Consider the following 13,588-nt stretch of genomic DNA (forward strand, 5'->3'; position numbering starts at 1 on the left):
TCACCGCCCAGCGGTGCGCCGGTTTCGCGCAGCTTGGCCTTGACCAGCGAGTGGCCGGTCTTCCACATCAGCGGCTTGCCGCCGTGCTTCGCGATCCACGGCGCCAGGTGGCGGGTGCATTTCACGTCGTACAGGATCTCGGCGCCGGCGTTGCGCGACAGGACGTCGGCCGCGAACAGCATCATCTGGCGGTCGGGATAGATGATCTGGCCGTCCTTGGTCACCACGCCCAGGCGGTCGCCGTCGCCGTCGAAGGCCAGGCCGATCTCGGCGTCGGTCTCCTGCAGGCAGCGGATCAGGTCCTGCAGGTTTTCGGGATGGGCAGGGTCAGGGTGTGGTTCGGGAAGGTGCCGTCCACTTCGCAGAACAGTTCGATCACGTCGCAGCCCATGCCGCGGTAAAGCTCGCCCGCGAAGGCGCCGGCCACGCCGTTGCCGCAATCGACCGCGATCTTCATCGGGCGCGAAATCTTCACGTCGCCCACGATGCGCTCGATGTATTCGGCGCGGATGTCATGGGTGCTGTAGCTGCCCGCGGTGGCCGCGGCGGCGAAATCGCCGGCGGCGATGGCGTGGTACAGCGCCTGGATGGTCTCTCCGTGGATCGCTTCGCCGGCCAGCACCATCTTGAAACCATTGTAATCCGGCGGTTGTGGCTGCCGGTGACCATGATGCCCGACGCCGCTCCCAGCACATTGGTGCCGAAGTAGACCATCGGGGTCGCCACCATGCCCAGGTCGATCACGTCGACGCCGGCTTCCTGCAGGCCGGCGGCCAGCGCCGCGGACAGGCCGGGACCGGACAGGCGGCCGTCGCGGCCGATCACCACCTTGCGCTCGCCCTTGGCCAGCGCCGCCTTGCCGAAGGCGTGGCCGATCTGGCGCGCCACGCCCTCGTCGAGGGTGCTGCCGATGACGCCGCGATGTCATAGGCTTTGAAAATCGTCTTGGAAAGGGAAACCATGTTGTTTTTTTACCTTGAATGAGCGTGGCGCGATCGGCCCGGCCGCCCCGGCCTGGAAACCGGCGACGCTGGAGGAAAACCGTCGTAAGCCTGGGGGAGTTGGATTGAATGGAACACATCATATTGTAGCGGCAAGCGGGGCGCTTGGGAATTGCGCCCGCAGCTCTCGCCGCTACATTCGGGCCGGGATCAGACGCGCAGCTTGTCCAGCGACTTGCCGCCTTCGACCCACTCCTTGACCCATTTCGGCTGGCGGCCGCGGCCGGTCCATTGTTGCGCCGAATTGTCAGGGTGGCGATAGCGCACCGCACGCTGCCCGTTTTACCGCCGCGTGCTCCGGTGGCAATCAGGTCTTTCAGGGGAACGCCCACGCTTTGGGCGATTGCCATGATTTGTTCACGCGCTTTCGCGACTTCCTGGTGTTCGCGCTTCTTCATTTCCTGCTTGATTTGCTCCTGCAGGTTACGCAAATCACCAACGGACATATTTGACAGATCCATCATGGTTCCTTAGTTGTGGGTTTGAACGAATAAATGAAATATCACCAATTGTCGCAATATACTACATTTCCGATCAAATGCTAGTCCTTCCTGTACATAATCAACCAGCGCGGTGACTTGAATCGAACAATACGCGCATACAACCATGTAGCTGATAACGAACAATAAACAGAAACAAATCAAAATGCCGGTACTCTTCCAGAACACCGTGGCCGGGATAACCGCCATCAGGGAGAACGTCCACAGGTAGGGCGATGTTAGCGAATTGCGGCGCATCAGCGCGCGCGCTTTTTTCGACCTACCGCCCATTGCACAATGCGCCGGAAAATCAGGCTATGCAAGTGGATACCGTCCGGCATTGCCGGGGATTTGCCGCGCACAAACATGCGGCGATAGGCCGAGAATATCGTTTCGAAAGCGGGATAAATCAGCAGCAGCGCCGCGTACCAGGTCGACACCTCGGATTGCGCATCACCAGCAGCAGCGCCAGTTCGCCCAGCATGAAGCCAATGAAATAGGCGCCGCCGTCGCCCAGGAAGATAAGCCCGACCGGGTAATTCCATATCAGGAACCCGGCTGTGGCGCCCCCACCATCAGTGCGGCCACCAGCACAAACACATCGCCGACCTGGAATGCGACATAAGCCAGCGAAATTAACATGCATATGGTAACGACGCTGGCCAGGCCATTGAACCCGTCGATGATATTGACCGCATTCGCAATACCGGCGACCGCCAGCACCGGTGACCGGCAGCGCCAGCCAGACATAATCGAACACGAATACGCCGAATGCGTATCCAGGCGCGCCAGCTTGGCGTCGAGCAGGAAATAACCGAGCAGTGCGGCCGCCATGGTCAATATCAGGCGGCGCAGCGCGCTGACATTCCCCGTATAGTCCTCGACGATACCGCCGATGAAAGCAAGCGAGGAACACAGCATTAGCGCCAATACCATTGCGCCATCTGCGGCACGCGCCACACCGAAATGCAGGCGCTGGTCAGCACCGCCAGAAAGATGGGAAGCCCGCCAATGCGCGCCACCTCGTGCGAATGCACCTTCTGGACGCCAAGGAAGTCGGAATCGAGGCGGGACCGTGCAGCTTTGCCTGCTTGATTACAAGAAGGGTCAGCAGGCGGAGGCGACGAAACTCACGAGGAAAGAAAACATTATTATCTTATTATTCTAATGACGACATTTCCGACAGCTCGTGTGCCCCGCCGTGCGCAACTGGAGTTCGAATGACGCGGGCATTTGCCTGCCCGCTATTGCCGTGATTGTACCGGATGGGGACAATAACCCCAGCCGCAATAACTCTGTATAGACCAACTGGTAATCACTATTGTTTCTGGGTAACTGTTCAGCCTGAATGGCCAAAGCAATCCGCGTCATCCGCATCGGTGAACGCGATGTCGCCTTGTTCGGCCTCAGCTATGCATTCCCACAGGCCGTCTTGATGCAGCGCGATCGAATCGGCATTTCGCAAGTAGAACTCATCGGGATCCAGGCCATCGATCAGGACCGGACGACGTACCCGCCTTTGTTTTCCGTTGATGAAGATAGTCATGAACTGTGCCTTCTCCCTCTTCTGGGCGACGGTCAGTTTGCGCTTCGGGGCCATGGTATTGAATGCGATTGTTAACTGTTCGGCCGCTACGCAGCTGCATGATCGGATCGCCAGTAAATGCGCGGCGTAGCACTTCCAGCATGCTGTGCCCCTGTTTGCGTAGCGTGTCGAGGCAGGAGCGAATGATGCAGAAATTGTCGGCGCCGGCAATGGTGCGGAAGCATCCCGATATTTTTTGTTTGACCTTGGGCATGCGGACGGCCCGCTCGGCAATATTGTTGGAGAACGGGACGGTCGGATCGGCGATGAAGCGCAAGATAGCATCGGCGTGCAGCCGGAAGCGGCGCAGCAAGTTATAGGCGTCGGATTGCTTGCAGCGACCGGATGATCCGTCTGGTTTGAGTTGGGGAGGGTTCAATTGCTCCCCTTGGCGCACGATGTCGTTGTAGACGATGGTGAAGGCGGCGATGGCATCGGCATCAAATGGCCGGCCCTGCTGTCGCGCCGCCGCGCTCAGTCGTTGGGCGTTGAGCAGCAGTTCCGTCATGGCGGTCGGCCATTGCTGGCCAGTCACTTCCTGCGCATACACCAGTTCTCGAAGGAGATGGGCATTGCACAAGGCATGCAGGCCATCGTCGAGTTTCCAGTAAGGGGCCCAGCAATCATGCACCAGAACGCCGATGCGTTTGGGGAGAATGCCATGCGCGACGATGGCATCCAGGCCGCGCTTTGCGTGCATGCCATACCAGGTCAGTTCCGCCGTGGCCGCCACATGCATCCAGTGCAGTTTGCCATCCACGCGCAAGCCCGATTCGTCGGCGCACAGCACTGGCGCGTGGTGCAATTGCCGCGCTATCAGGTCGGCTGTACCCTGCAGGGCCAGGCTCGCTTCGCCAACCCAGGCAAGCAGGGTTGCTGGCGACACAGACAGCCCGTCATCTCGCCAATCAACTCGGCGGCGCGGGCATATGGCAGCATCTGGCCCTGGGTCAGATGCACGCCCAGTGCGCGCACGTTCGGGCCGTATTGCGCAAGGTCGCCGACCGCAGCCGGGAATACGCTGTCGTGCCGCTGACCGCAGGCGCAGACCACCGTGTAGACACGGTGTTCCACCACCTCGAAGCTCATCGCAGGCACATCGAATACCTGGCGGCGCTCCAGCACCTGCGCCTGTTCGAGCGCCAGCGCACTGTGGCAGCGGTTGCAATGCGACGGCGGCGGATAATCCTTCGTACTGGTGGGCTCGGCCACCCGCTTGAGTGTACTGCCTTTATGGCCCGGTTGGCCGCCAACCGCCTTGCCAGACTTGCCGCGCAACGAGCTAGTCTTCTGCTTCTTGGCCAGTCCATCCGAGGATGGTGGCTTGCTCGAATTCTGGCTGTTCATTCCCAGCTTTGCCTCAAGCGCATCCATGCGTGCAAAGAGCACGTCGATGAGACGATCCTTGTCGGTATCGGACAGCTGCGTGAGGTCGGGACGAGGCGGTTTCGGTGGCATGCCGACATGATGCGGCAATAGCCAATAGTTTACAACTGCTCATTGCCGTGTTCATTCAGGCTGAATAGTTACGTTTCTGGCAACCAACGATTGTGCCCGGATCATCGGGCCATGCCGAGGTTATTTACATTTGGAAATATTGAACCGGCAGCAGCAGCTAGGTCATGCACAGCGCCAGCGCTTCACGCCAGTGCGGCAGGCGGCAGATCGCCCCAAGCTTTCCGGTATCCAGCCGCGAATTGCGGGGGCGGCGTGCGGGTGCGCCATACTCGGCGGCGGTGATCGGCGTGACCCGGCACTCCAGTCCGGCGATATCGACAATCGCTTGCGTGAATTCGCACCAGCTGGCCTCGCCCTGGCTGCTGAGGTGATAGATGCCGCCGTGCGCGTCCCACCCGGCGCTCCCGCCGGCATGCACGTGCGCCAGCAGCAAGGCGGTGGTGTCCGCCACCGTCCGGCTCCAGGTCGGTGCGCCGTGCTGGTCGCACACCACGCGCAGCACGTCGCGTTCCTGCCCGAACTCGAGCATCGTACGCAGGAAGTTCTTACCGCGCATGCCGTACATCCAGCTGGTGCGCAGGATCAAGTGAGGGATGCCGGCCGCGGCGACCGCCTGTTCAGCCTCGAGCTTGGTGACGCCATAGACATTGACCGGATTGGCCACGTCGCTTTCCAGGTAGGCGCCCTGCTTGTTGCCATCAAACACGTAATCGGTGGAATACTGGACCATGGCGGCGCCCAGCTTGCGCGCCTCGTCCGCCATGACGGCGGGCGCCTCCGCGTTGATGCGGCGCGCCACGGCCGGCTCGGTTTCCGCCTGGTCTACCGCCGTGTATGCCGCCGCATTGACGACCAGGCCGGGGCGGACGGCGCGGATCACCGCGCGCACCTGCGCCAGGTCGGCCAGGTCCATCTGCGCACGTCCGGGCGCGACGACCTCGCCCAGCCCCTGCAGGCTGCGCTGCAGCTCGTAGCCAAGCTGTCCGCTACCGCCGGTCAGCAATATCTTCATGCGAATACTTCGGCGTCGGCAAGCAGCACGCCATGGCTGTCCTTGCCGGAAAGCATAGGCTCGCCAGACAGCGGCCAGTCGATGGCGAGTTCGGGATCGTTCCACAGGATCGAGCGTTCATGCTCGGGCGACCAGTAATCGGTGGTCTTGTACAGGCATTCGGCGCTGTCGCTGGTGACCACGAAGCCGTGCGCGAAACCCGGCGGCACCCACAGCTGGCGGCAATTCTCGGCCGACAGCTCGACGCCGATCCAGCGGCCGAAAAATGGCGAGGAGCGACGGATATCCACCACCACGTCGAAAATCGCGCCGTGGATAACCCTGATCAGTTTTCCCTGCGGCTGGCGGATCTGGTAATGCAAGCCGCGCAGGACATTCCTGGCGGAGCGCGAGTGATTATCCTGCACAAAATTTGCGTTCTGGCCGGTCTGTTCGAAAAACTCGCGCGCATTGTAGCTTTCGTAGAAAAAGCCGCGGCTGTCGCCAAATACCTTCGGCTCAAAGACCAGGACTTCCGGCATCGCGGTTGGCGTAGCTTTCATTTAGAACACCCTATCGTTGAGGACGCGCAGCAGGTATTGGCCGTAGCCGTTATTCTTCAGGGGTTCGGCCAGCTTGGCCAGCGCGGCGGCGTCGATATAACCCTTGCGGTAAGCCATTTCTTCAGGCACGGCCACCTTCAGGCCCTGGCGTTTTTCGATCGTCGCGATGAATTGCGACGCTTCCAGCAGCGATTCGTGGGTACCGGTATCGAGCCAGGCCATGCCCCGGCCCATTACCTCGACCGACATCGATCCGGCATCGAGATAAGTCCGGTTAACATCGGTAATTTCCAGCTCGCCGCGCGCCGATGGCCTGATGCCGGCCGCGATATCGCACACCTGCCCATCGTAGAAATACAGGCCCGTAACCACGTAATTCGATGTCGGCGCCAGCGGTTTTTCCTCGATCGACACCGCGTTCTGGTGGTCGTCGAATTCGACCACGCCATAGCGTTCAGGATCGAGCACATGATAGGCAAACACGGTGGCGCCATCGATGCGCGCATTTGCCATGGCCAGTTTCTGTTCCAGCCCATGGCCATAATAGATGTTATCGCCGAGGATAAGCGCCGACGGCTTGCCGCCGAGGAAATCGCGGCCAATCACAAAGGCCTGTGCTATCCCCTCCGGCGCCGGCTGCACCGCATACGACAGGCTGATTCCCCACTGCGAACCATCGCCCAGCAATTCCTGGAAGCGCGGCGTATCCTGCGGCGTCGTAATAACCAGGATATCGCGGATGCCGGCCAGCATCAGGGTCGTCAGCGGATAATAAATCATCGGCTTGTCGTAAATCGGCAGCAGCTGTTTCGACACGCCCACAGTGACGGGATACAGGCGCGTGCCGGAGCCTCCCGCCAGGATGATTCCCTTGCGCGCTGCCTGGCTGATCATGCATTCCCCCGGTTCACATAGTTTTTCTCGACCCAGGACATATACGCGCCGGTTTGTACATTGGCCACCCATTGCTGGTTATCGAGGTACCACTGCACGGTCTTGCGGATACCCGACGCGAAAGTCTCAAGCGGGCACCAGGCGAGTTCGCGCCCTATCTTGCCCGCATCGACAGCATAGCGGCGATCATGGCCGGGACGGTCGGGAACAAAGCTGACCTGGCTCGCATAACTGCCTTGCGCTTTCGGCGCCAGCGTATCGAGGATAGCGCACAAGGCGTGCACCACATCGATGTTTTTCATTTCGTTCCCGCCGCCCGCGTTATACACCTCGCCCGGCCGTCCCGCTTCCAGCACGCGGCGGATTGCGCGGCAATGGTCGCCCACATACAGCCAGTCGCGCACCTGGCCACCGTCGCCATATACCGGCAAAGGCTTTCCGGCGAGCGCATTGGCGATCACCAGCGGAATCAGCTTTTCGGGAAACTGGAATGGCCCGTAGTTATTCGAGCAGTTGATGGTCAGCGCGGGTAAACCATATGTGTGGTGGTATGCCCGCACCAAGTGGTCGGACGACGCTTTCGACGCGGAGTAGGGGCTGTTGGGCGCGTAGGGCGTGGCTTCGGTGAATGGCGGGTCGCCAGGGCCGAGCGAGCCGTACACCTCGTCGGTCGAGATATGCAGGAAGCGGAAGGCGCCGCGCTGCCCAGCATCCAGTCCGCCCCAGTAGGCGCGCGCCGCCTCCAGCAAGGCGAAGGTGCCGTTGACATTGGTGGTGATGAAGTCGCCCGGCGCGTGGATCGAACGGTCGACGTGGCTTTCGGCCGCGAAATGGACAATGGCGCGCGGTGTGTGCCGCTGCAGCAGCGCCAGCACGGCATCGCGGTCGCAGATATCGCCGCGCACGAACTGGTGGCGCCGGTCACCCTCAAGCCGCGCCAGGTTGTCCATGTTGCCGGCGTAGGTGAGCTTGTCGAGGTTGAGCACCAGCTCATCCGACTGTTCCAGCCAGTCGAGGACGAAGTTCGACCCGATAAAGCCGGCGCCGCCGGTAACAAGAATCATGGAATATGCCGCCCGCGTGTGTGATCCGAAGGCATAATTCTATGCGAAACTTGCGGACTTCTTAATATTCTCATCACGCGCGCGGGCAGGAACGACATGAAGACTTACGCCATCGGCGATTTGCAGGGCTGCGCCCACGAGGCCGGGGTGCTGCTGGAACGGATCCATGCCGATGCCGGCGGCGAGGCGCGCGTGCTCTACGTGGGAGACCTGATCAATCGCGGCCCCGACTCGCTGGGCGCGCTGCGCCGGGTGCGTGCGCTGCAGGTACAGGGTGGCGGCCGCGTCGAAGCCCTGCTCGGCAACCATGACCTGCACCTGCTGGCGGTCGCCGCGGGCGCCCAGGCGGTGTCGCCATCGGACACGCTGGACGAGATCCTGGCCGCGCCCGACCGCGAGGAGTTGATCGCCTGGCTGCGCCAGCGCCCGCTGGCGATGTTGGCCGGTGGCCACCTGCTGGTGCACGCCGGCGTGCTGCCGCAATGGACCGCCGCGCGCACGATGGAGCTGGCCGGCGAAGTGCAGGATGCCTTGCGCGGTGACGGCTGGGTCGAATTCCTCCGCCAGATGTACGGCAACAAGCCGGACCGCTGGGACGAATCGCTGGCCGGCTACAACCGCCTGCGCTGCATCGTCAACGCCCTCACGCGGATGCGCCTGTGCACACCGGATGGCGTGATGGACTTCAAACAGAAGGAAAGCGCCGGCGCGCCGGAAGGATCCGGGCTGGTGCCGTGGTTCGAGCTGCCGGGGCGGCGGACGCAGGACGTGACGGTGGTGTTCGGCCACTGGTCCGCGCTCGGCCTGCTTTTGCGCGACAAGGTCATCGGCCTCGACAGCGGTTGCGTCTGGGGCGGCAAGCTGACCGCCATCTGCCTCGACGACCGCAGCCTGCTGCAAGTCGACTGCCCCGAGTACAAACCGCACAGCGGCAAGCAGAAAAAATAGTCAGGCGGCTTTCAGCGCGCCGGCAATGGCATCATGCGCCTGTTCGGCCACCGCGCGGCGATGGGCGCCGGCGCCGTCGATTGGCTGCAGACAGGTTAGCTGCGCGCGGATCGGCGGGCTTGACAGGATCTTCACCACGCTCTGCACAAACGTCGTGCCGCCAGTGTAGTCGACCGCCTCATGCAAGGCGCCGCGCGCGTCGACGTACTTCAGCGCGTAAGGCTGCACCATCACCTTCGAATCCACCGCCGCCTCGAACAGGTTGGCGTGGAACGGCAGCACCGTTCCCTGCGGCGCGGTGGTCCCTTCCGGGAAGAAGGCGACGCGCTGGCCCATTTCGAGCGCGGCCACCAGCCCCTTGAACACGTGGCGCAAATCGCGCCGGCTGCCGCGCGCGATGAAGACGGTGCCTGCCTGCGCGACCAGCCAGCCGAGCACCGGCCATGCGCGGATCTCCGACTTTGCGACAAAGCGGCAGGGATGCACGGCGTTGATGACGAAGATGTCGAGCCACGACACATGGTTGGCGACGATCAGCGCGTGCTGCAGTGCCGGCACGCCGCCCGGCGCTTCGACCGTGACGTTGCAGATCGCCAGCAGGCGGCGCGACCAGTTCAGGATGCGCGCGTTGCGGCGCCCCGTTCCCACCCACGGGAACAGCAGCGCGCAGGTCGCGAGGCCCTCGAACAGGTGCACGAGGATACGGAAAAGGCGGAAGGCGAAGATTGGTTTCAAGATGCACCGACTGGGCGCGCATCGGCGCGCCGCCCGGTGGCGTGCGCGGCGATGCGTGCCTGAGGATTACTGGCGTTCGAAGGCGACGTGCCCGGCGACGATGGTTGCCTTCACCTGCCCCGCCAGCTCGTAGCCGACGAATGGCGTGTGCTTGCCCTGGCTGGCCAGCGCCTGCGCTTGCACCGTCCAGCGCGCGCCTGCGTCGAACAGCACCACGTCGGCGGTTGCGCCCGGCGCCAGGTGGCCGGCATCGAGTCCCGCCACGCGCGCGGCGTCGCAGGTGATGCGTGCCAGCGCGCGCGACAGCGGCGCCTGTTCTTGTGCCCCGCCCTGCCCGGCCGCATGGTCGTCGGCCCATTTCAGCGCCAGCGACAGCAGCAGCTCCAGACCGGTGGCGCCGGGCGAAGCTTCCGCGAACGGCAGCAATTTCTCGTCGTCGTCGACCGGCGTGTGGTCGGAGCACATCGCATCGACGGTGCCGTCGAACAGCCCGGCGCGGATCGCGTCGCGGTCGCGCTGGCTGCGGAACGGCGGATCGATGCGCGCCCGCGAATCGAAGAAGCCGATGTCGGCGTCCGTCATGTGGACGTGGTGGGCGCCGACGTCGCAGGTCACCGGCAGGCCTTCCTTCTTGGCCGCCCGCACCAGCTCCAGCCCCGCCGCGGACGACACGCGGCACAGGTGCACGCGTGCGCCGGTGCCGCGGACCAGTTCGAAGATCGTATGCAGCGCGATGGTCTCGGCCATCACCGGCACGCCGGACAGGCCCAGGCGCGATGCCAGCGGGCCGGCGTGCGCGATGCCGCCCTTGCCGATGTGGGCGTCCTGGGGGCGCAGCCAGACGGTGTAGCCGAAAGTTTTCGCGTACTGCATGGCGCGCATCAGCACTGTGGTGTCTTCGATCGGATGCTCGGCCTGGGCGAAGCCGATGCAGCCGGCTTCGGTCAGTTCCGCCATCTCGGTCAGCGCCTGGCCCTTCAGGCCCATGGTCAGGGCGCCCAGCGGGTGCACGTGGGCCTGGTTCAGGTTGCGCGCGCGGTACTTGAGCATCTCGACCAGGCCCGGCTCGTCCAGCACCGGGTCGGTGTCGGGCGGGCATACCAGGCTGGTGACGCCGCCCTGCACTGCCGCCTGCATCTCCGATTCCAGCGTGGCCTTGTATTCGTAGCCCGGCTCGCGCAGGCGCGCGGACAGGTCGACCAGGCCGGGAGCGACCACCAGGCCGGTGGCGTCGATGATGCGGTCGGCGGCGAAGCCGGCCGGCGCGGTCCCTAGGGCGGCTACCTTGCCGTCGGCGATGAACAAATCCCTTACCGCGTCAATCTTGTTTGCCGGGTCGATCAGCCGGCCGTTCTTGATATGTAGTTTCATCCGTGTGTACGCCAAAATACTCATCACCGCCATGCGGACCGCGATACCGAAGGTTACCTGCGGCAGGATCACCGCCTGCGGGCCGTCCGCCACCGCCGAGTCGATCTCGACGCCGCGGTTCATCGGGCCGGGGTGCATCACGATTGCGTCCGGCTTCGCCAGCGCCAGCCGCTCGGGCGTCAGGCCGTAGCTCTTGAAGTACTCCTGCGCCGACGGCAGCAGCGCGCCGCTCATGCGCTCGTTCTGCAGGCGCAGCATGATGATCACGTCGACGTCCTTCAGGCCTTCTTCCATGTTGGTGAACACGCGCACGCCCATCTGTTCCAGGCCGCCCGGCAGCAGCGTATGCGGGCCGATGGCGCGCACTTCGGGCACGCCCAGCGTGGTCAGCGCGTGGATGTCCGAACGCGCCACGCGGCTGTGCAGGATGTCGCCGACGATCGCCACCCGCAGGTTGGTGAAGTCCTTCTTGTAGTGGCGGATCGTGTACATGTCGAGCAGGCCCTGGGTCGGGTGCGCGTGGCGGCCGTCGCCGGCGTTCACCACGTGGACGTGGGTCTGCTTCGTGTCGACCAGGTGCTTGGCGATCAGGTAGGGCGCACCGGACTGCGAGTGGCGCACCACGAACATGTCCGCACTCATCGCAGACAGGTTGTCGATCGTGTCGAGCAGCGACTCGCCCTTGCTGGCCGAGGAAGCCTGGATGTTCAGGTTGATGACGTCGGCCGACAGGCGCTTCGATGCGATCTCGAAGGTGGTGCGGGTGCGGGTGGAGTTTTCGAAGAACAGGTTGAACACGCTCTTGCCGCGCATGAGCGGTACCTTCTTCACTTCGCGGTCCGAGATGCTCACGAAACTCGACGCGGTGTCGAGGATGTGATTGATGATCGATATCGGCAGGCCCTCGATCGTCAGCAGGTGCTGGAGTTCGCCGTTCTTGTTCAGTTGCGGGTTAAGCATTGTCGTCTTCAATGGTTAGCGTAAGTTGTCCTTCAGGGCCGCGCGCCAGCGCCAGCGACTGGTTCGCGCCCAGCGTCACGCGGGTGGCGACGAACTCGGCGGCCACCGGCAGCTCGCGCCCGCCGCGGTCGGCCAGCGCCGCCAGCATGATGCGCGCCGGGCGGCCGTAGTCGAACAGCACGTTGATCGCCGCGCGCGTGGTGCGGCCGGTGTACAGCACGTCGTCGACCAGCACGATGGTGGCGCTGTCGACCGGGAAGCCGATGTGGGTCGGCTTGACGTCCGGGTGCAGGCCCTTCTTGGCGTAGTCGTCGCGGTAGAACGAAACGTCGATGAAGCCGAGCCGGTTTTCGACGCCTAGGTCGTGGGCGAGGCGCTGGGCCAGCCAGGCGCCGCCGGAGTGGATGCCGACGATGGCGGCGTTCTCCACGTCCTGCAGGCCGGTGCGCACCTGCTGCAGGAGCTCGCGGTACAGCGCCTCCGCGTCGAACTGTTCAGTTGTTGTTGGCATGATCGTCAAAGTATTGTTGCAAAATGATGGAGGCCGCTTTCGCGTCGATGACTTCGCCGCGCCTGGACGATATCACGGCCGACGAGTAGCGCTCGTCGACCAGTTCGACCGGCAGCTTGAAGCGGCCATGCAGCTGGTTGGCGAAGCGGCGGCAACGCAAGGTCATGTCGTGCTCGGCGCCGTCGGGATGGCGCGGCTCGCCGACCACCAGGCGGCTTGGTTTCCACTCGGCGATCAGCGCGCCGATCTGCTGGAAACGGGCGGCGTTGTCGATGGCCTTGATGACGGCAAGCGGCTGGGCCTGGCCCGTCAGGGTGTTGCCCATGGCCAAACCGATGCGCTTGATGCCGAAGTCGAAGCCGAAAACGAGCTCAACCATTACGCATGGCCGGCCTCGGAGGCGAGCATCAAGGGGTCGATGCCCAGCAGTTTGATGGCGGCGGTATAGCGCTGCTCGATCGGCAGGTCGAACAGCACATGGGCGTCGGCGCCGACGGTCAGCCAGCCGTTGCGGCTGATCTCCTCTTCAAGCTGGCCAGGGCTCCAGCCTGCGTAGCCGATCGACACCAGCAGGCGCTGCGGGCCATCGCCGGCGGCGACCGCTTCGAGCACGTCGATGGATGTGGTGAAAGCAACCTCGTCGGTCACCGCCAGCGAGGACGAGTAGCGCCCGCCCGGGGAATGCAGCACGAAGCCGCGGTCGTCCTGGACCGGGCCGCCGAACATGATAGGCTCGTTGACGACGTCGGAATGCAGCCCTTCGGATACCTTGAGGTCGATGCGGTCGAACAACACGTCCATGGTCATGTCGGTCGGCTTGTTGATGACCACGCCGAGCACGCCCTTGTCGTTGTGTTCGCAGACGTAAACCACGGTGCCGCCGAAAATCGGATCCTGCATCGATGGCATTGCGATGAGGAAATGATTGGCGAGATTGAGCGTCGATGGTGTCGTCATGGCGCTATGCTCCTGTTCGACAGGCGGATGTGGTGCAAGCCCGTGGATAGGCAGAGATTTGCCGATTTTGC

Annotated in this window: 12 protein-coding genes and 4 pseudogenes; 1 reads left to right on the top strand and 15 read right to left on the bottom strand. The window is 63.4% G+C overall.

Annotated features, from left to right (window positions below; all coding sequences use genetic code 11):
• The 9 genes and pseudogenes from D3872_RS21150 to rfbB all read right to left on the bottom strand — a co-directional run.
• Positions 1-962: pseudogene (locus tag D3872_RS21150) on the bottom strand (phosphomannomutase/phosphoglucomutase); the annotation flags it as partial.
• A gap of 189 nt (positions 963-1,151) precedes the next feature.
• Positions 1,152-1,462: pseudogene (locus D3872_RS21155) on the bottom strand (H-NS histone family protein).
• 80 nt (positions 1,463-1,542) lie between these two features.
• A pseudogene (locus D3872_RS27665) lies at positions 1,543-2,629 on the bottom strand (MraY family glycosyltransferase).
• Positions 2,630-2,952: 323 nt separating this feature from the next.
• Positions 2,953-3,951, bottom strand: coding sequence for an IS66 family transposase (gene tnpC, locus D3872_RS26745; protein ID WP_229459454.1), 999 nt, complete (start codon positions 3,949-3,951; stop codon positions 2,953-2,955).
• Positions 3,882-4,523, bottom strand: coding sequence for a DUF6444 domain-containing protein (locus tag D3872_RS26750; RefSeq protein ID WP_229459455.1), 642 nt, complete (start codon positions 4,521-4,523; stop codon positions 3,882-3,884). Before D3872_RS26750 ends, tnpC begins: the two co-directional genes overlap by 70 nt.
• Before the next feature lie 157 nt (positions 4,524-4,680).
• Positions 4,681-5,535, bottom strand: a complete 855-nt coding sequence (gene rfbD, locus D3872_RS21175) for a dTDP-4-dehydrorhamnose reductase (protein WP_119812654.1) — start codon at positions 5,533-5,535, stop codon at positions 4,681-4,683.
• Complete coding sequence (rfbC, locus tag D3872_RS21180; protein ID WP_119812594.1) at positions 5,532-6,077, bottom strand: dTDP-4-dehydrorhamnose 3,5-epimerase; 546 nt, start codon at positions 6,075-6,077, stop codon at positions 5,532-5,534. The genes rfbD and rfbC overlap by 4 nt, the downstream gene beginning before the upstream one ends.
• Positions 6,078-6,971: a glucose-1-phosphate thymidylyltransferase RfbA gene (gene rfbA, locus D3872_RS21185; RefSeq protein ID WP_119812655.1), complete on the bottom strand. Its 894-nt coding sequence runs from the start codon at positions 6,969-6,971 to the stop codon at positions 6,078-6,080.
• Entirely contained in the window at positions 6,968-8,035 is a 1,068-nt protein-coding gene (gene rfbB / locus D3872_RS21190) for a dTDP-glucose 4,6-dehydratase (protein ID WP_119812656.1), read from the bottom strand. Before rfbB ends, rfbA begins: the two co-directional genes overlap by 4 nt.
• 96 nt (positions 8,036-8,131) lie before the next feature.
• Here rfbB and D3872_RS21195 point away from each other — a divergent pair, with 96 nt between their 5' ends.
• A complete protein-coding gene (locus D3872_RS21195; protein ID WP_119812657.1) occupies positions 8,132-8,983 on the top strand; it encodes a symmetrical bis(5'-nucleosyl)-tetraphosphatase in 852 nt (283 codons plus the stop codon).
• Here D3872_RS21195 and D3872_RS21200 read toward each other — a convergent pair whose 3' ends face one another.
• From D3872_RS21200 to D3872_RS21225, 6 genes and pseudogenes are all read right to left on the bottom strand, one after another.
• Positions 8,984-9,718: a lysophospholipid acyltransferase family protein gene (locus D3872_RS21200; protein ID WP_119812658.1), complete on the bottom strand. Its 735-nt coding sequence runs from the start codon at positions 9,716-9,718 to the stop codon at positions 8,984-8,986.
• A 66-nt stretch (positions 9,719-9,784) separates the two neighbouring features.
• Positions 9,785-11,089, bottom strand: coding sequence for a dihydroorotase (locus D3872_RS21205; RefSeq protein WP_119812689.1), 1,305 nt, complete (start codon positions 11,087-11,089; stop codon positions 9,785-9,787).
• 9 nt (positions 11,090-11,098) lie between these two features.
• A pseudogene (locus D3872_RS21210) lies at positions 11,099-12,049 on the bottom strand (aspartate carbamoyltransferase catalytic subunit); the annotation flags it as partial.
• On the bottom strand, positions 12,042-12,560 hold the full coding sequence (pyrR, locus tag D3872_RS21215) for a bifunctional pyr operon transcriptional regulator/uracil phosphoribosyltransferase PyrR (RefSeq protein ID WP_119812659.1): 519 nt from the start codon (positions 12,558-12,560) through the stop codon (positions 12,042-12,044). The pseudogene D3872_RS21210 and the gene pyrR, both read right to left, overlap by 8 nt.
• Complete coding sequence (gene ruvX / locus D3872_RS21220; protein WP_119812660.1) at positions 12,544-12,939, bottom strand: Holliday junction resolvase RuvX; 396 nt, start codon at positions 12,937-12,939, stop codon at positions 12,544-12,546. Before ruvX ends, pyrR begins: the two co-directional genes overlap by 17 nt.
• Positions 12,939-13,517 (bottom strand): YqgE/AlgH family protein, encoded by a 579-nt coding sequence (locus tag D3872_RS21225; RefSeq protein ID WP_229459456.1) that lies wholly within the window; start codon positions 13,515-13,517, stop codon positions 12,939-12,941. The genes ruvX and D3872_RS21225 overlap by 1 nt, the downstream gene beginning before the upstream one ends.
• Between the last annotated feature and the right edge of the window lie 71 nt (positions 13,518-13,588).

Origin of the sequence: Massilia cavernae, assembly GCF_003590855.1 — a bacterium.
GTDB lineage: Bacteria > Pseudomonadota > Gammaproteobacteria > Burkholderiales > Burkholderiaceae_D > Telluria_A > Telluria_A cavernae.

Coding starts and splice junctions, on each gene's coding strand:
- D3872_RS21225 (WP_229459456.1), bottom strand. CDS start 13,517: ATGACGACACCATCGACGCTCAATCTCGCCAATCATTTCCTCATCGCA.
- D3872_RS26750 (WP_229459455.1), bottom strand. CDS start 4,523: ATGCCACCGAAACCGCCTCGTCCCGACCTCACGCAGCTGTCCGATACC.
- ruvX (WP_119812660.1), bottom strand. CDS start 12,939: ATGGTTGAGCTCGTTTTCGGCTTCGACTTCGGCATCAAGCGCATCGGT.
- D3872_RS21205 (WP_119812689.1), bottom strand. CDS start 11,089: ATGAAACTACATATCAAGAACGGCCGGCTGATCGACCCGGCAAACAAG.
- rfbA (WP_119812655.1), bottom strand. CDS start 6,971: ATGATCAGCCAGGCAGCGCGCAAGGGAATCATCCTGGCGGGAGGCTCC.
- rfbC (WP_119812594.1), bottom strand. CDS start 6,077: ATGAAAGCTACGCCAACCGCGATGCCGGAAGTCCTGGTCTTTGAGCCG.
- D3872_RS21195 (WP_119812657.1), top strand. CDS start 8,132: ATGAAGACTTACGCCATCGGCGATTTGCAGGGCTGCGCCCACGAGGCC.
- pyrR (WP_119812659.1), bottom strand. CDS start 12,560: ATGCCAACAACAACTGAACAGTTCGACGCGGAGGCGCTGTACCGCGAG.
- rfbB (WP_119812656.1), bottom strand. CDS start 8,035: ATGATTCTTGTTACCGGCGGCGCCGGCTTTATCGGGTCGAACTTCGTC.
- rfbD (WP_119812654.1), bottom strand. CDS start 5,535: ATGAAGATATTGCTGACCGGCGGTAGCGGACAGCTTGGCTACGAGCTG.